We start from the raw sequence: 15,969 nt of genomic DNA on the forward strand, positions 1-15,969 counted from the left end.
ATCATGGCGAAGACCACACTCAAAGATCTACTGTTTGATACCAAGACGGTTGGCAACAAAGAGCGAACGTGTCTGTCCATCCTATTCAGCGTTATCGCCGTGGTGGTCGCCGGATTGGTGCTCTATGGCGCTTACTATGGAGGGATTACGGCATTGCTATTGAGGTCGTTATTCTTCTCCCTAGTCTCCGCCTCAGCAATGCTCTTTTTTGCGTTGAAGTATCAACAAACCTGGCTTCGCCTTGGCTTTTACTTATTCGCTGTGATTGCTCTTATCCCTGGCCCCTATTTATGGCATAACTATATGGACATCATCATGCGTGGTGCCATTGCCATTCCTCAGGATACTTGGATATTTATTGGCCTTATCTGTGTTGTTTTTCTGTTTGTCAGAATGGCCGTCGGGTGGGCACTGATTGGTTTAATGACCCTTGCCTTGTTCTATGCCTACTATGGCTACTTAATACCGGGAAAATACGGCAATGGCGGTTTCGACATCAGTCGACTCACCTCGACCTTAATGCTTTCTACCGAAGGCATCTATGGCATTCCTATGGGTGTCGCGGTGGAATATATTTTCCTATTCGGTTTATTCGGCGCCATTTTAACCAAAATAGGCACAGGCGAGGTATTTGTTGATTTAGCCCGAGGCTTAACCGGACGCGTCCAAGGTGGGCCTGGGTTATCTGCCGCGTTATCCAGCGCGTTACTAGGCTCCTTAAATGGCAGTGCCGTGGCAAACGTCGTCACCACCGGCACCTTTACCATTCCCTTAATGAAGCGGGTAGGTTACAGCGCAAAACTCGCTGGTGCTATTGAAGCTGCTGCGTCGTCTGCTGGACAAATCATGCCTCCCGTCATGGGGGCCGCAGCCTTCTTAATGGCAGAAATCATCGGCATCCCCTATTCAGAAGTGGCACTGGCAGCGCTTATTCCTGCGCTTCTTTATGTTTTAGCCTTAATGATCGCTGTCAGACTGGAAGCGGGCCGTTTAAATCTTGAAAGAGATACAGAAGCAGGCTTAAAACTCCTGCTCAGAACCCTCAAAAAGAAAAGCTACTTATTATTGCCCCTCGTCGTGCTCATTGGTCTTATGGTTTCTGGTGAGTCCCCCACACAAGCCGCTGTCATGGGGATTTTAGCAGGCTTTTTCGTCAGCCCTTGGAAAGCAGAAACACGCATCAATATTGTCGATATTATTGCCGCTTGCAAAGAAACATTGATCAATATCCTACCGATTGTCGCGGCGGTGGCATCGGCAGGCGTCATCATTGGGGTGTTAAACTTAACAGGCTTGGGCTTAATGTTGTCTGGATTGATTATCTCTTTAGGGAATGGGCATTTATGGGCCGTGTTGCTCCTCACCGCTGGCGCGTCTTTTGTTCTTGGAATGGGCTTGCCAACGTCCGCCGCTTATCTATTATTAGCGGTTCTCGTTGCTCCCGCCATGACACAAATGGGCATGGCACCATTATCAGCCCATATGTTCATCTTTTACTATGGGTTAGTGTCTGCCATCACACCACCTGTTGCCTTGGCGGCCTATGCCGCCTCCACCATTTCCGGTGCGGACCCTACCGAAACGGCCATTGAGTCCATGCGTTTGGGCTTTGTGAAACTGTTGGTTCCTTTCTTGTTTGTCACCATGCCAGGCATTCTATTGATTGGTTCAACCTCCAGCATCATTGCCGCCATTGTGATCGCCGCGTTAGCAACAAGTGCCATGAGCATTGGCTTTTCAGGCTGGTTGAAAAACAACTTGAGTTGGTTCATCCGAGGTTTGTACGTTATCGCAGCCATATTGATTGCATGGCCACAAGCCGCAACGGATTTTTCCCCACACATCATCGGTGCGAGACTACTAGGGTTAGCGCTGTTTGTTATACTGCTATGTAAAGCAGCAAAAGGACAAAGCTCGCATCCACATGAGAGCCAACTCGAAAAATCCACCGCTTAGTTTGGCATCTGCGACAAAAAGCCCAACAACAGCCATAAAAAAAAGAGGGTGATGATATTGATCATCCGCCCTCTCTTTATCTTTCTAACGCAGCCTTATCTTTTCAATACAAGCAGCCGTCCGATTCAGCCACTCTCATTGCAATCGTTCACGAGGCGACAGTGTGGTAATCAATTCATTGGATTCACCATTCATTGCCTGCATCAGTAATGCCGACGTTGTGGGCCCCAACGTGAACCCTTGATGACCATGGCCAAAGTGAAACCACAAACCTTTATGATTTGGTGCTTCACCAACAAGGGGCAACATATCTGGCATGCAGGGTCGTGTACCAATCCATTGCGGTTCTTCTATTTGTTTTCCCACATCCATTAATTGATTGAGAGCGTTGACACCACGCGCTAATTGACGGGTATCCGCAGGAGAATCCATCGGTACTAAGGCCGCCCCTGTAGTGACTCTTAACCCTTGCTTCATGGGGGCCGCTAACACGCCATTTGCGGTATCTAAAAAAGGCCGATTTAAATGGGTAGGCATAGCAAAATGCCCATGGTAACCACGCTTGTACACCATTGGAATCTGATAACCAAAACGTTTCAGTAACTCTGGTGACCAAGGTCCCAAGGCAATCACCACCTGCTCCGCCTCACGTTCGCCATCACTTGTCAGCACACTCCAACCATTCGCAGTATGCTGCAAAGTATTGGCATCCCCCGAGACGAAGCTTCCGCCCCGTTCTACGAATAATTCACAATAAGCTTGAGTTAAGCCGCCAGGCGACGAACAACTCCAACTTTGCGTAAAATACACCACACCTGCCGGTGCCGCTTTTAACGCGGACTCTTCTTGTTGATAGGCTTTGCCATCCACAATGCGCGATGTCACACCATATTCCTGACGTAAAAATTCGGCTTTTTGGGTCGCCTTTTCAAACTCATCCGATTCACGATAAAACATGGCTAGCCCATCGCGCTGGATAAGATCTTCAGAGAGAGAATCGCGAATCAGCTCCTCATGGTCTGCCGTCGAGCGAAACGTCAATTGGGAATAAATTTTCGAGATCTGTGCGTGTTTCTGCGGCGCAGAGTGACGTAAATAAGACCATAAAGCGGGCGCCATGTTCAGCACGCCATTTAAACGCCAAGTCACATCATTACTGACTTCAAACAGATACTTGAAGAGTTTGGAGAACTCCCTAGGTAACGCGTAAGGCTCTGCTGCTTCTACTTGAATAATGCCCGCATTGCCATAACTGGTTTCCAACCCAGCACCTGTTCGGTCCACCAGTGTGACAGTATGTCCTTGAGCCTGAAGAGCCAAAGCACTGCTCACACCAACCATACCTGCACCCAAAACAAGAAATTCCGCCATATTCCTACCTCGACATCCTTTCAGTGAAAAAGCCTTTATCTTAGTCACTATAGCAATATAAGTCGCCATTAGTATAAATTAGCTGTCACAATGATGTATCAGCGCTTACTGTCACCATAGGAGACCCCATTATGAGCCTACAGCCCTTCCACCTTGCTATCCCCGTCTATGACGTGCCGCTGGCACGGGCTTTTTATCGCGATGTTTTTGGACTGGAAGAAGGCCGTTCTGCACCAGAATGGGTAGATTTCAACTTTTTCGGCCATCAGCTCGTTATCCATCATCACCCCAAAATGCCCTATCAAGAGCATGCAGGCACCAACGCAGTAGACGGACACAATGTGCCTGTTCCACATTTTGGTGTGGTATTAACATGGGAGCAATGGGAAGCGTTGGCAGAACGTTTAACCGCTGAAAAAACCGACTTTATCATCGAACCTTATATTCGCTTTAAAGGCCAAGTGGGCGAACAAGCCACCATGTTCTTCCTCGATCCATGCGGTAATGCCTTGGAATTTAAAGCTTTTAAAGACATGGGGCAGCTGTTCGCGAAATAACAAAGCCGATCCCAAGGAAGGCGGAAAGCGTTATCTTGTTTCCGTCTTCAACGATCTGAGTCGCTATGATCTTGATAAGTAAAGATGGTCTGTCGAAAGATCATCAAGGCCTTTTACGCCCATCAAATTAAGACAACGGACAAGCTCTTCCTCTAAAATGTCCAGCACTCGAGTCACACCCACTTGTCCACCCGACGCGACACCAAATAAAGTAGCTCGTCCTAACAACACCCCATCGGCACCAAGCGCGACCGCTTTCACAATATCGCTAGCACGGCGCACGCCACTGTCGAGCAATATACTTATTTGCCCCCTCACCTTAGGCGCGATCTGCTGTAAGGCTTGAATAGACGACAGCGCACCATCGAGTTGACGACCACCATGGTTGGAAACAACGATTCCATCCAACCCTAGCTGGACCGCCTTAATCGCATCGTCTGGATGCAAAACCCCTTTTAGGATCATATTCCCCGACCATTGATCGCGGATTTGTGCCACTCTTTCCCAATCCAACAAAGGATCTAGCTGCTCAGAAATAAATTTCATCGCCCCAAGCGCACTCTTTTCCCCCTCAGGCAAATAAGGCGACAGGTTGCCCATGGTTGGTAAACCATTAGGCCACATAACTTGTCGTATCCAATTAGGATGCAACAACACATTCAACTTATTCGCCAAGGTGAGCTGACGAGGCCTCACAAAGTTTCGCCTGTCCCATTCTCGATTGCCGACAATAAGCGCATCCGATGTAATCACTAGCGTGCTGGCTTCAACCGCTTTTGCTCTGGTTAATAAGTCTTGGCTAGCTCGCAGGTCTTTCAGCGCATACAGTTGAAACCAAAAATCGACATCCGGCACCGCTTCACGTACCTGCTCCATGGAACAATTTGAAACGGTACTCAAACAAAAAGGAATTTGCTTAGCACTGGCCGCTTTCGCTAGCGCAATATCGGCCTGAGGCCACAACATTCCATTGTAACCGCTTGGCCCGATCATCATAGGCAGAGCACTTTTCGAACCAATCAACCTCGCATCAATCACGGGTCGGTGATTCGGCACCAAGGTGTGAGAGGCCAAGCGGATATCCGAAAAATCAGACTGGTTACGTGACAATGTCTGCTCATTTTCCGCGCCACCAGCCAAGTACTCCCAAGCAAAGTTTGGTAAGCGGCGCTGTGCCAGTGCCGCCATCTCTGCGACGCTCTGTATTCTAGAAAGATCAGAACCTCGATAAAATGTCCGCATAGCAATTCCTAATAGAGTGACACATAGACAAACTCCCTCTCTCGGTGACGTTATATGAGAACCACTTTTGAAGGGTTTAAAATATTAAAAGGGTCTAACGCTTTTTTGACGGTCGCCATCATGTCTAATGCTTGAGGTGAAACAGAATGGTGAAGATAATCTCGCTTTAACGTTCCTACGCCATGCTCAGCAGAAATAGACCCCTTAAACTCTTCCACACATTGATAGACGATTTTATCGACCTCTTCTTCGGTAATATTCACATCCGAGTTCGCATCAACCGCCAAATGCAAATTACTGTCACCAATATGTCCGAAGTTAACGACTAACGCATTTGGCCAACGCTCTAGCAAAGAAAGACGACACGTCTGTACAAATTCATTAATGCTACCGATGGGTAAACTGATATCAAAATTAATAGGGGAAAGTTTGACTGGAAACTCAGAGGTTGCTTCGCGGATTGTCCATAATTGCTCTCTTTCTCGCAATGACGAAGCGATCACAGCGTTCTGTATAAGCTCTTCTTCAAACGCTTTTTCCAAACTTTGATGAAAAACCTCTTCGCTCACGCCTTTCGATTCTATCAGCACATAAAACGCATACTCATTTTCGATTGGCGGATTATCTGGACACGACCAGCTGCAACTCATGGTATAAAAATCCTGCCACATCATTTCAAAGGCATGAATATTCTGATTCAACTCTTTTTGCATAAGATGTAACAGTGCAACACCGTCTTCATAGCGAGCAAACGCACAAAGCGCTGTTTGAGCATCACCCGGTATTGGGGTTAACTTTAAGGTCGCTTTTGTGATGATCCCTAGAGTGCCTTCACTGCCGATAAACAACTGCTTTAAATCATACCCTGCGTTATTCTTAAGCATCTTATTTTGCAAATTCAGTATCTCGCCACTCGCGGTTACGACTTCCAGTCCTAAGACCAAATTCCGCATCATGCCAAAACGAATTACATTATTTCCGCCTGCGTTTGTGGCAATAGTACCACCAATTTGACAACTTCCTCTGGAGCCTAAATCCAAAGGAAAATAACGTTCCGCTGCTATCGCTTGTTCTTGAACCGTTTGCAATGTTGTGCCAGCGAACACAGTCACCGTGTTCGCTTGTATATCTATCTCTTCAATACCATTCAGCTTTTCTAAACTAATACAGACATCCGCTTTAGAAGGACGAGCGGCTCCAGTCAACCCCGTTCGCCCCCCTTGAGGCACGACAGACTGCTTATATTTGGCGCATATTTTTATAATGTCCGACACCTGTTGAACATTCTCCGGCAACAAAAGTGCCATGGGTAGTACAGGCGAGCAACTGCTCCAATCTTTTTGATAACTCAAATCAATGGCGTCATCTTGCCGAATTTGCTCTGGCTTAAGCCGTTCTTGCAGTTCCTTCAAACATTCAGAGTTCATGGTATGCTCCATTATGTATTATTCTTTTAAAATCAATTCACTGGCTAACATGAGACAACGTGGTACGCCCCAACAAAGAAGCTAAACTCGTAATAAACAGTTGGTTATCTTCAGCCTTTCCGATAGAAACTCGTACAAAGTATTCATAACCGGGTTCCATCCATGGTTTCACAATCACGCCAAACTTCAATAGCTCATCAGCAAGATCTGTTGCTAACCACGACGTCGAAAAAAAGAGAAAATTCCCTTTTGATTCATAGGGAGACACGCCTAAACGCTTTAAATCTTGTTGCATCTTTTTGCGGGCAATATGATTCCAATGGATCGTTTTTCCCAAGTGATCATCATCATCTAACGCCGCTATAGCGGCCACCTGAGCTTGACGGTTCACATTAAAGGGCGTTCTGACCTTATTCATATATTCAGCCAAGGCCACAGGATAAAAAACCCCATAGCCTATTCGCAGGCCAGCAAGGGAATAAGCTTTAGACAAGGTTCTAAGTAACACAAATGGCTTACCCGACGCTTTCAAAAGTGCGAGTACATCAGGATAGTCCAATTCGCCTTGTGCGTATTCATAATAAGCCTCATCAAAAACCAACAATGTCTGCTCAGAGACATTCGCTAATATATCATTCACATCGTCTTGACTTAAACTGCAACCAACGGGATTACTCGGACTGGCGATAAAAAACAGCTTTGGTTTTTCACTACGCAACAAAGAAGTGATTCTTTCGATATCAAACTCCAGCTGCGCCGTCATTGGGGCAATAATCATCTTTGCTCCACACGCAGTCGGATAGAGAATATGCAATCCAAATGAAGGGACAATGGTCATTACTTTGTCACCCTCATTGATCAACGCGCGGGAGATGATACTGATTAGATCTTCTGAACCATTACCGAAGACCAAGGACTCTTCGGCAACCGTTAATTTGTCAGCTATTTTTTTCCTTAACAGGCTACAATTTGCATCAGGATAATGGGACAAATCCCCCGCACGACTTAAAGCCTTCATGACGGAACTTGATGTTGGAAAAGGGTTTTCATTACTCCCTAACTTAGCGACTCGATTAACCTGAAAACGAGCCTTTAACCCTTCAATAGACAATCCTGCGTTATATTTCCCAAGCTTAGCAACATACCTATTAACCAGATGATCTATCGATAAATGTTCTTTTTCCGTCACAATTTCCACCTTTAAAACAAGCAGTTAGATAAATGGCTAAAAATCATATCAGATGTATATACATGTATATGTGGGTAACAGTATATACACTATTTTTTTCTTCTGTCGACAGCTCTTTATAAAAAAATTTATATTTAAAATTCAATAAAAGTCTGAAGTGCTAGAAAATCGGTATTAAATAGTCTTAAAAAAAATCGCACCGAATTGGTTCAAAAAATCATTTATTGGGCATTTTAAGTGCTTTTACATTCATTTATTACGGTTTTTTGCCACTTCGCTATAAGTGATAAGCAGAAAATAAAATAAAACAGATTTAGGACTTGTTTGTTAAAAAAATGATGTGTTATATGTATATACAAGCTAGATTGTTTTTTTATCTATGCTTAAGAGTTATCTTCAATGCACACTTTTAATTAATTCATTATTAGTAACAGCAAATCACTATGGAGATCTTAGGCAATGCAAAAAAGTCTTATCGCAAATTCGTTAAAAATCGCATTATTTGGCCTTGCAGCAGCCATCACAAGCGCTGCTGTACAGGCGGATGTGCTCTCAGATGTAAAAGCAAAAGGTGAGTTAGTCATTGGGACTGAGTTTCAATTTGCCCCTTTCGACTTTCTACAAAATGGCAAGCATGAAGGGCTTAATAAAGATTTCTTTACCGCAGTGGGTAAAGCATTAGGTGTTAAAGTAAAATATATCGATCTTCCTTGGCCGAGTGTTTTACCGGGGTTAGATGCCAAGAAATTTGACATGGTCGGCGGCCCAGTCACCATAACAAAAGCCCGTATGAAGCGTTATGACTTTACGCTGCCGATTGCCGATGCGTCTGTTGCTCTGCTAAAAAAAGCGGGGAATAAAGAGATATCCTCTCCCGAGGACATCGCCGGAAAACCAGTAGGGGCAGGCAAAGGCTCTTCCCAAGCAACCCAACTAGAAAACTTCTCTAAAACCCTCAAAAAGCCCGTTCAAGTAAAATTGTACATCGACAATAATCAAGCGTATTCAGAGATTATGACAGGACGAGTGGTTGCTGTAGCAAACTCTCTACCCAATATCGCTTACATGGCTCGTCATCATAAAAACTTTGCCGTCGTCATGCCTCCATTCGGTAAGAAAACTTACTACGCTTACGTGACTCGCAAAGGTGCTGATTCAGCCAGCCTCTTGAAAGCAGTCAATGGGGTGATAATCAAAATGGAAAACGATGGACGTATGAGAGCCCTTCAGGAGAAATGGTTTGGTGTTCCCATGAAACTTCCTCAAAAACCAGTTGATCCACAAATTTAACCCGTCGGGGAGCAGGTAAATGTTAGATTTTTCTACGCTCCCCGCAGCTCTGCCTATTTTATGGAGTGGCGTCAAAATGACGCTGTTTCTTTCTACAATGGCAGTGGTGCTGGGGTTAATCGTTGGCACACTCATGTGTTCCGCTCGGTTATCAAAAAACTATCCATTACAACTTTTTGCGCGGTTTTATATCACCCTATTTAGGGGCGTTCCGCTTCTCGTACAATTGATGATTTCTTATTACTGCCTGCCACTTATTGGTATTAATATTCCCGCTCTCGTTGCAGCCACAGGATGCATCGGTTTATGTGCAGGAGCGTATATGGCGGAAATTCTAAGAGGCGGTTTTCAAAGTCTCCCCCCTGGACAAAAAGAATCCGCTCTTATGGTCGGACTGAGTAATAGTCATATTCTCTTTTTCATTGAGCTACCGCAGGTCATCAAACTCACTATTCCAGGGTTAATAAACGAAACCATTCTACTGGTAAAAGCCTCTTCTTTAATCTCAGTGGTGGGCATCGCTGAGCTCACACGCACCGCACAAAATTTGGCCGCCAGTAACTTCCAGCCATTTCAGTTCTATCTAACAGCAGCGGCCATTTATTTTGTTTTAAACAGTGCCATATCAGTGTTTGGATTCTGGCTGGAAAAAAGATCAAACAGCAGGGTTATCGTATGATGGCATTTGACGTTAAAGTAATAATCGATCATCTACCTCAAATTTTAGATGGTTTTGTTACCACCGTGTGGTGCACCGTTTGGGCGTGTGCGTTAGGTATGGTGCTAGGACTCATTGTTGCTTGCGGCTTGATGTCAAAAGCCAGAATTTTCCGTTACCCAATACGTTTCTATGTAGAAGTAATACGCAGCACGCCTTTTCTTATTCAGTTATTTCTACTTTATTACGGTGGCCCTTCAATTGGAATTTATCTTGATCCCATTCAGGCAGGCATTATTGGGTTATCTATTTATGGCAGCGCCTACTACGCAGAACTATTCCGAGCAGGGTTTAATGCCATTCCCGAAGGACAACTGGAAGTCGCCAATATAATGGGATTCTCTACAACCAACATTCTGTGGCGGATTCAAATACCACAGATGATGGTTTTGATCGTACCAGGGTTGGTCAACACCACCATCATTCTTGGTAAAGAAACGGCGGTTCTTTCCATCGTTACAGTACCTGAACTTACTTTTGTGCTGACAGGCATTGGCTCACAAACCTACGCTTATGCAGAAACCCTTACCGTTTTGGCTCTCGCTTATCTAATTTTAGCAGAATCCACCTCTAGACTTGGTAGCTGGGCTGAAAAACGTTTAAGCAAATATATGGAACGGTAATTATGAACAAATCTTCCGCAAACGAGCCTATTGTTCAGGTTCAAAATATGAATAAAAGCTTTGGGGAAAACCAAGTATTAAAAAACATTAATTTAAATGTCCATCCTTCAGAAGTCATGTGTTTAATTGGCCCATCAGGTTCGGGTAAAAGCACCCTGCTACGCTGTATTGCATTTTTAGAACAGTACACGGGTGGCACAGTACTCATCGAAGGAGACCTCATTGGTTACAACGACAATGCCGACCAAAGAAAGCTCGCCTCTACCAAGGAGCTAAACCGAGTAAGACGTAATATGGGAATGGTGTTCCAGCAATTTAATCTTTGGCCACATATGACAGCATTAGGCAATGTGACAGAAGCACTTGTGCGGGTCAAAAAACTCAATCGCAAACTCGCAAACGAAAAGGGGCTCGCCTTATTAAATAAAGTTGGCTTATCTGAACGTGCCAACCATTATCCAGCCCAACTTTCAGGTGGACAACAACAGCGTGTAGCGATTGCTCGGGCATTAGCAATGGAACCTTCCGTTTTGCTATTCGATGAACCAACCTCTGCCCTTGATCCAGAACTGGTTGGGGAGGTCCTTCAGGTAATGAAAGATCTCGCCAATGATGGCATGACCATGATTGTGGTCACGCACGAAATGGGGTTTGCCGCGCAAGTAGCCGATACGGTGGTGTTCTTAGATCAAGGTGAGATTTTGCTAAAAGGATCACCGAAAGATGTATTTCAAGGCCCAAAACCTCCTCGATTACAGCAATTTCTACAAAACTATATGGATAGAAATGCCTTCTGGGAATAAGAGCCAAATACTCAGCGAATAAAAATCACAAAGCACATTGAACAGGTGGCCCATATGGCGTATTCACTACCTATCATAGATTTAGAAATAAACGCTCTGCACGATGAAAGTTGGGGACACCGCGTTGGTGATGCACTCAAAAAAGCCTTTACTGAAGACGGTTTTTTATATCTTGTTAATCATGGTATTAGCGAGTCTACCTTTGAAGAGGTACGTCGCGTATCGCTGGATTTTTTTACCTCCCCAGCGGAATTAAAGCAGTCCGTTGCCACCAGCAAAATCCATCGAGGTTACCATGCTCTAGGTGGTGCCCTCATGGAGGGGGCAGCCAAACCAGATCAAAAAGAGTTTTTCCAATTAGGCTTAGATCTTCCAGATAGTGACATCGATGTGCTAGCAGGCAAACCATTAAGGGGGGCGAATCAATGGCCAGCAGGAAAAGAGGAATTTCGTTCGGTTATGGAAGCCTATTTTAAAGCCATCGCACAGGTTGGCGAGATTTTATTACGAGCAGTAGCTTGGAGTTTAGGCATTAAACCAAGCTTTTTTGCCGAAAAATACACTAAGCCATTACAGAGAACACAAGCCATTTACTACCCAGCCAACAACTTTGACTCATCCGAAGAGGCATTTGGTGTCGCTCCTCATTCAGACTATGGTTGCATCACCTTGTTATACCAAGATGATGTGGGTGGATTACAAGTACTCAACAGAAAAAATGAGTGGATAGACGCGTCACCTATACCAGGTTCACTGGTCGTCAATGTTGGTGATTTGTTAGAACGTTGGAGTAATGGTCGTTTTGTCTCCACAAAACACGCTGTCAAAAACCTAAGTGGTAAAGAACGAATTTCTGTCGCGACCTTTTACGATCCATCCTACAACGCGAACGTCTCTCCCATTGACTTAGGTATTCCCCCAGAAGATTCAAAGTTTGAACCTATTTTGGCTGGAGACCATATTCAAGGGCGCATTAACCGTTCTTTCGATTATACAAAACAATAAGCGAAGCTTCGCTGGGCAAACAAAAAGGGCTGCGATCGCTCACAGCCCCATCATCGTGATAAGCCATTTATTGCTTAGGCTACTTTTGCATCCTGTTGTCTTGAGTCTTCTTTTTGATGCTCAAGCACACCATTATTGGCTTGGTTAATGGCAATTTTTCTTGGTTTCATTGCCTCAGGAATTTCTTTTACCAAGCTGATGGTCAATAGCCCATTTTTTAACTCAGCATTGGTTACCTCAACGTAATCGGCAAGGTTAAACTTGCGCTCAAACGAGCGGTTTGCAATGCCTTGATGGAGATATCTGTGCTCACCAGCATCCGCTTTTTCACCACGAACGGTTAGCACATTCTTTTCCACTTTAATGTCTAGATCGCCTTCCTCAAACCCCGCTAACGCAAGCGAAATAGCATAGCGATTATCGTCAACCACTTCGATATTGTAAGGGGGATAACCGGCAGACACATTATCGGTTGTTAGCGCATTGTCGAGTAAAGAAGCCAAACGATCAAAACCAATGCTACTGCGATAAAGTGGGGTAAAATCAATTGAGTTCATAATAAATCCTCCTAAATGAAGCAAAATACTAATCATCAAAAGACGTAACAGAGACTCTCAATAGAGACGACCCCGTTACACTTCTTAAAATAGGTCCATCAAAGGTATTTTCAAGGCGGATTTTTAGAAAAAAGTTTTATAAAAATAGAGCGTTTTATTCTTCTAAAACAGATGCCTGAATCAAGCCTTTTGGACCCTGTAACAGATTCTGTGTAACTGCCATTTAGTTAAGGTGCTTTTCGAGACGCTCCTCGAACTCAATAATAAATCGACTCATTGCTTGGCGCCAGTTCTGAATTGGCATCGTCCATTTCTTACTGGCTTCTTTAATGGCAAGGTATACCATTTTCCTCGCAGAATCATCGCTTGGGAAGACTTTACGTTTTTTAATGGCTCTACGGATAACACTGTTCAGGGACTCAATCGCATTCGTTGTGTAGATCGCTTTTCGGATATCGTCAGGGTAATTAAACAACGTATTGAGGTGATGCCAGTGATTGCGCCATGATTTGGTAATTTGCGGGTATTGATCGTCCCAGATGTCGCCGAAACGATCTAACTCTAGCAAGGCTTCTTCTTCCGTTGCGGAGCGGTAAACTTGCTTTAAATCCGCCGTCACTGCTTTATAGTCTTTCCATGATACATATTTCAATGAGTTGCGTACCATGTGTACGATGCACAGTTGGATGTTAGTTTGTGGGAAAACAGCATTGATGGCTTCTGGGAAGCCTTTTAGACCATCAACACAAGCGATGAGAATATCTTCTACGCCGCGCTGCTGAAGCTCAGTGAGGACGTTGAGCCAGAACTTCGCACCTTCGTTCTCCGCAATCCACATGCCCATGAGTTCTTTATGACCTTCAGTGTTGATACCGAGTGCCAAGAAGATCGATTTATTGATGACGCGTTTATCTTGGCGGATTTTCAACACAATACAATCAAGATACACAATGGGGTAGATGGCATCCAAAGGGCGTGCTTGCCATTCAGTCACTTGCTCAATGACCGCATTGGTAACGCGTGATACCAGTGTTGGAGATATCTCGGCACCATACCATTCATCGAAGGCATTGACGATGTCTCGGGTACTCATGCCTTGCGCATAGAGCCACAGGATTTTATCGTCCATAGAAGTGAATCGGGATTGGTGTTTTTTGACCAGCTTGGGTTCAAAAGAGCCTTCTCGGTCACGAGGCGTATCCAGTTCAAACTCACCATCTTCCGTCTTAATACGCTTGCTATTCTTGCCATTACGACTATTGGTTGAGGTGGACTTTTGATGTCTCTCGTAACCCAGATGGTCATCCATTTCTGCATTCAATGCCGCTTCAACGGTAATCTTCTTCAGCATTTGGCTAAATTCGTTGAGATCCTCAGGCGTTTTAATTCCCTTGGCGGCTTCTTTTGCGAACGCTTCAAGTTCTTTTTTGTTCATTTGCATCTACCTATCCTTAATTCTTAATAGAATATGTTGTGGTAGGCAGTTACACAAAATTAGTTACAGTCTCGCCTTTTGCCACCATTTGACTCAATAGCTGGTGGGTTTTCTCACGGAATAAATCTCGCAACAAACGCACTATCGGCGTAATGGATTGACGACTGGGGCTAACTAACCAAAGCTCTCCTTGATCAAGAGTATAATCCTGCAAAATCGGCACCAGACGCTCTTCTAACAAATCATAGGCCAGATCCAACCCTGACTTCATAGCCACACCATGACCCGCCACGCACCAGCGTCGCACCATATCGCCATCGTTTGCAGCGCGGCTGGATTTGGGTTTGACTTTATAAACTTGTTCTTCGTCTTTTAGACGCCAAGTATCATTGAGAATCTCTTGTAGCTGATAAAACAAGCCCAGATGATCGGCCAGCTCATCGGGGTGTTTCGGTTCGCCATGGCAATCTAGATACTCTGGGCTGGCCACGATAAAACGCGGTACATTGCAGATTTTAAAACCGTATAAATTGGAGTCGGATGGCGGACCATAGCGCAATGCCATATCCAGCGCATCGCGGTAAAAGTCGATATTGCTGTCGCTTAAATGGGCTCTTATGGTGACTTTTGGATGCTGCAACATGAACTCATCGATCCAGGGTAACGCTAAATGACGCCCCAAATCCGACGACACCGCGATACGAATTTCGCCACAGATTTCATTACAGTCTTCGAAAATACTTTGCTGCGCTTGATCCAACATGGCAATAGCCGCTGCACATTGCGGCAAATAACGCTCACCCGCGCTGGATAAACGCAGCTGGCGAGTCGTACGCACAAACAGCTCTACTCCAAGCTGCGCTTCCACCCGCTTAACCGCCGCACTCGCCGTCGCGGCCTGCATATCAAGGTGTGTGGCCGCAGCCGCGATACTGCGCAGTTGCGCGACTTTCAACACCACGTTCAGATCATCAATCTGCATATACTTTTCTCTCCACAAATCACCATACAATTATTAATTTTTTTTTGACAATAATTCAATAATTACCATGTTTTTATTCATCTTTTTCCGAGCTAGTATGGATGCCAACACGCTCGTACAGATATCGAGCCTTATCCTATTTACGGAGACCATCATGTCACATCAGATTATTGAAGACTTAGAAAAGCGTTATACATCAAAACACTACGATGCGAGTAAGCGCATTTCTCAAGAAGACCTAGACATCATTTACCAAGCGCTTCGTCTGTCCCCTTCTTCCATCAACTCACAACCTTGGAAATTTGTCGTCATCGAAAGTGAAACGGCCAAACAACGCTTTCAAGACTCCTTTGCAAACAAATTCCAGTTCAACCAGATACGTTCCAAAGACGCCTCACACATTATTTTATTGGCCCACAAAACCCACTATACCCGTGAGGACTTCGCCAAAGTGGTGGATAAAGGCATTCAAGATGGCCGCACCAAAGCCGAAAAACGCGAGCAAGCCTTTGGCAGCTTTGCCTTCGCTGAAATGAACACAGATGAAAACGGTGATACTAGCCACTGGACCAAAGCACAAACCTACATAGCTCTTGGCAACCTAATGCACACCCTAGCTCGCCTAGGCATCGACTCCACCCCAATGGAAGGGGTTGACCATGAATTGCTAAGTGAAATTTTCAAAGATGAATTGGAAGGCTACCGCTGTGACGTGGGCCTAGCCATGGGTTACCACCACAAGGAAGAAGACTTTAACGCCGCGTTGCCTAAATCGCGTTTGGCATTAGAAGACGTGATAACCGTGATTTAATTC

The 15,969-nt window shown here is 44.9% G+C and carries 15 protein-coding genes; 8 read left to right on the plus strand and 7 right to left on the minus strand.

Going from position 1 to position 15,969, the window contains the following annotated elements:
- The first annotated feature begins 3 nt into the window (after positions 1 to 3).
- Positions 4 to 1,956: a TRAP transporter permease gene (locus AC0VYG_RS20125; RefSeq protein WP_475429673.1), complete on the plus strand. Its 1,953-nt coding sequence runs from the start codon at positions 4 to 6 to the stop codon at positions 1,954 to 1,956.
- Positions 1,957 to 2,091: 135 nt separating this feature from the next.
- Here the strand turns inward: AC0VYG_RS20125 and AC0VYG_RS20130 are convergent, their stop codons facing one another.
- On the minus strand, positions 2,092 to 3,327 hold the full coding sequence (locus AC0VYG_RS20130; RefSeq protein ID WP_475429674.1) for an NAD(P)/FAD-dependent oxidoreductase: 1,236 nt from the start codon (positions 3,325 to 3,327) through the stop codon (positions 2,092 to 2,094).
- A 131-nt stretch (positions 3,328 to 3,458) separates the two neighbouring features.
- On the opposite strand from AC0VYG_RS20130, the gene AC0VYG_RS20135 reads away from it, so the two are divergent.
- The gene (locus tag AC0VYG_RS20135) at positions 3,459 to 3,884 is read left to right on the plus strand and encodes a VOC family protein (RefSeq protein WP_067019084.1); all 426 of its coding nucleotides are present in this window, start codon (positions 3,459 to 3,461) and stop codon (positions 3,882 to 3,884) included.
- 63 nt (positions 3,885 to 3,947) lie between these two features.
- Here AC0VYG_RS20135 and AC0VYG_RS20140 read toward each other — a convergent pair whose 3' ends face one another.
- From AC0VYG_RS20140 to hisC, 3 genes are read right to left on the minus strand one after another with little or no spacing between them, the layout of a single operon-like run.
- Positions 3,948 to 5,126 carry an alpha-hydroxy acid oxidase gene (locus AC0VYG_RS20140; RefSeq protein WP_475429675.1) on the minus strand — a complete coding sequence of 393 codons (1,179 nt, stop codon included), beginning with the start codon at positions 5,124 to 5,126 and terminating at the stop codon, positions 3,948 to 3,950.
- A gap of 50 nt (positions 5,127 to 5,176) precedes the next feature.
- Positions 5,177 to 6,553 carry an FAD-binding oxidoreductase gene (locus AC0VYG_RS20145; RefSeq protein ID WP_475429676.1) on the minus strand — a complete coding sequence of 459 codons (1,377 nt, stop codon included), beginning with the start codon at positions 6,551 to 6,553 and terminating at the stop codon, positions 5,177 to 5,179.
- Between the two features lie 37 nt (positions 6,554 to 6,590).
- A complete protein-coding gene (gene hisC / locus AC0VYG_RS20150) occupies positions 6,591 to 7,742 on the minus strand; it encodes a histidinol-phosphate transaminase (RefSeq protein ID WP_475429677.1) in 1,152 nt (383 codons plus the stop codon).
- Between the two features lie 459 nt (positions 7,743 to 8,201).
- Here hisC and AC0VYG_RS20155 point away from each other — a divergent pair, with 459 nt between their 5' ends.
- From AC0VYG_RS20155 to AC0VYG_RS20175, 5 genes are read left to right on the plus strand one after another with little or no spacing between them, the layout of a single operon-like run.
- Complete coding sequence (locus tag AC0VYG_RS20155; RefSeq protein ID WP_475429678.1) at positions 8,202 to 9,032, plus strand: transporter substrate-binding domain-containing protein; 831 nt, start codon at positions 8,202 to 8,204, stop codon at positions 9,030 to 9,032.
- A 19-nt stretch (positions 9,033 to 9,051) separates the two neighbouring features.
- Positions 9,052 to 9,711 (plus strand): amino acid ABC transporter permease, encoded by a 660-nt coding sequence (locus tag AC0VYG_RS20160; protein WP_475429679.1) that lies wholly within the window; start codon positions 9,052 to 9,054, stop codon positions 9,709 to 9,711.
- Complete coding sequence (locus AC0VYG_RS20165; RefSeq protein WP_475429680.1) at positions 9,708 to 10,373, plus strand: amino acid ABC transporter permease; 666 nt, start codon at positions 9,708 to 9,710, stop codon at positions 10,371 to 10,373. The genes AC0VYG_RS20160 and AC0VYG_RS20165 overlap by 4 nt, the downstream gene beginning before the upstream one ends.
- 2 nt (positions 10,374 to 10,375) lie before the next feature.
- A complete protein-coding gene (locus AC0VYG_RS20170; RefSeq protein WP_475429681.1) occupies positions 10,376 to 11,176 on the plus strand; it encodes an amino acid ABC transporter ATP-binding protein in 801 nt (266 codons plus the stop codon).
- Between the two features lie 54 nt (positions 11,177 to 11,230).
- On the plus strand, positions 11,231 to 12,181 hold the full coding sequence (locus AC0VYG_RS20175) for an isopenicillin N synthase family dioxygenase (protein ID WP_475429682.1): 951 nt from the start codon (positions 11,231 to 11,233) through the stop codon (positions 12,179 to 12,181).
- 74 nt (positions 12,182 to 12,255) lie between these two features.
- On the opposite strand, the gene AC0VYG_RS20180 is transcribed toward AC0VYG_RS20175, so the two are convergent.
- The 3 genes from AC0VYG_RS20180 to AC0VYG_RS20190 all read right to left on the minus strand — a co-directional run bounded on the left by AC0VYG_RS20180 (position 12,256) and on the right by AC0VYG_RS20190 (position 15,155).
- On the minus strand, positions 12,256 to 12,738 hold the full coding sequence (locus AC0VYG_RS20180; protein WP_199478740.1) for an Hsp20 family protein: 483 nt from the start codon (positions 12,736 to 12,738) through the stop codon (positions 12,256 to 12,258).
- Between the two features lie 223 nt (positions 12,739 to 12,961).
- Positions 12,962 to 14,173: an IS256 family transposase gene (locus AC0VYG_RS20185; protein WP_475432512.1), complete on the minus strand. Its 1,212-nt coding sequence runs from the start codon at positions 14,171 to 14,173 to the stop codon at positions 12,962 to 12,964.
- A gap of 49 nt (positions 14,174 to 14,222) precedes the next feature.
- Positions 14,223 to 15,155, minus strand: a complete 933-nt coding sequence (locus AC0VYG_RS20190) for a LysR family transcriptional regulator (protein WP_475429683.1) — start codon at positions 15,153 to 15,155, stop codon at positions 14,223 to 14,225.
- A gap of 154 nt (positions 15,156 to 15,309) precedes the next feature.
- Between AC0VYG_RS20190 and AC0VYG_RS20195 the strand changes: the two genes are divergently transcribed.
- Positions 15,310 to 15,966, plus strand: a complete 657-nt coding sequence (locus tag AC0VYG_RS20195; RefSeq protein WP_475429684.1) for a nitroreductase family protein — start codon at positions 15,310 to 15,312, stop codon at positions 15,964 to 15,966.
- Positions 15,967 to 15,969 lie beyond the last annotated feature (3 nt).

The sequence above is a fragment of the Marinomonas sp. 63XJN7_7_ISO-PGPR-S23-202 genome (assembly GCF_056173505.1).

Coding starts and splice junctions, on each gene's coding strand:
- AC0VYG_RS20170 (WP_475429681.1), top strand. CDS start 10,376: ATGAACAAATCTTCCGCAAACGAGCCTATTGTTCAGGTTCAAAATATG.
- AC0VYG_RS20135 (WP_067019084.1), top strand. CDS start 3,459: ATGAGCCTACAGCCCTTCCACCTTGCTATCCCCGTCTATGACGTGCCG.
- AC0VYG_RS20180 (WP_199478740.1), bottom strand. CDS start 12,738: ATGAACTCAATTGATTTTACCCCACTTTATCGCAGTAGCATTGGTTTT.
- AC0VYG_RS20145 (WP_475429676.1), bottom strand. CDS start 6,553: ATGAACTCTGAATGTTTGAAGGAACTGCAAGAACGGCTTAAGCCAGAG.
- AC0VYG_RS20195 (WP_475429684.1), top strand. CDS start 15,310: ATGTCACATCAGATTATTGAAGACTTAGAAAAGCGTTATACATCAAAA.
- AC0VYG_RS20165 (WP_475429680.1), top strand. CDS start 9,708: ATGATGGCATTTGACGTTAAAGTAATAATCGATCATCTACCTCAAATT.
- AC0VYG_RS20130 (WP_475429674.1), bottom strand. CDS start 3,327: ATGGCGGAATTTCTTGTTTTGGGTGCAGGTATGGTTGGTGTGAGCAGT.
- AC0VYG_RS20160 (WP_475429679.1), top strand. CDS start 9,052: ATGTTAGATTTTTCTACGCTCCCCGCAGCTCTGCCTATTTTATGGAGT.
- AC0VYG_RS20155 (WP_475429678.1), top strand. CDS start 8,202: ATGCAAAAAAGTCTTATCGCAAATTCGTTAAAAATCGCATTATTTGGC.
- AC0VYG_RS20190 (WP_475429683.1), bottom strand. CDS start 15,155: ATGCAGATTGATGATCTGAACGTGGTGTTGAAAGTCGCGCAACTGCGC.
- AC0VYG_RS20185 (WP_475432512.1), bottom strand. CDS start 14,173: ATGAACAAAAAAGAACTTGAAGCGTTCGCAAAAGAAGCCGCCAAGGGA.
- AC0VYG_RS20175 (WP_475429682.1), top strand. CDS start 11,231: ATGGCGTATTCACTACCTATCATAGATTTAGAAATAAACGCTCTGCAC.
- AC0VYG_RS20140 (WP_475429675.1), bottom strand. CDS start 5,126: ATGCGGACATTTTATCGAGGTTCTGATCTTTCTAGAATACAGAGCGTC.
- AC0VYG_RS20125 (WP_475429673.1), top strand. CDS start 4: ATGGCGAAGACCACACTCAAAGATCTACTGTTTGATACCAAGACGGTT.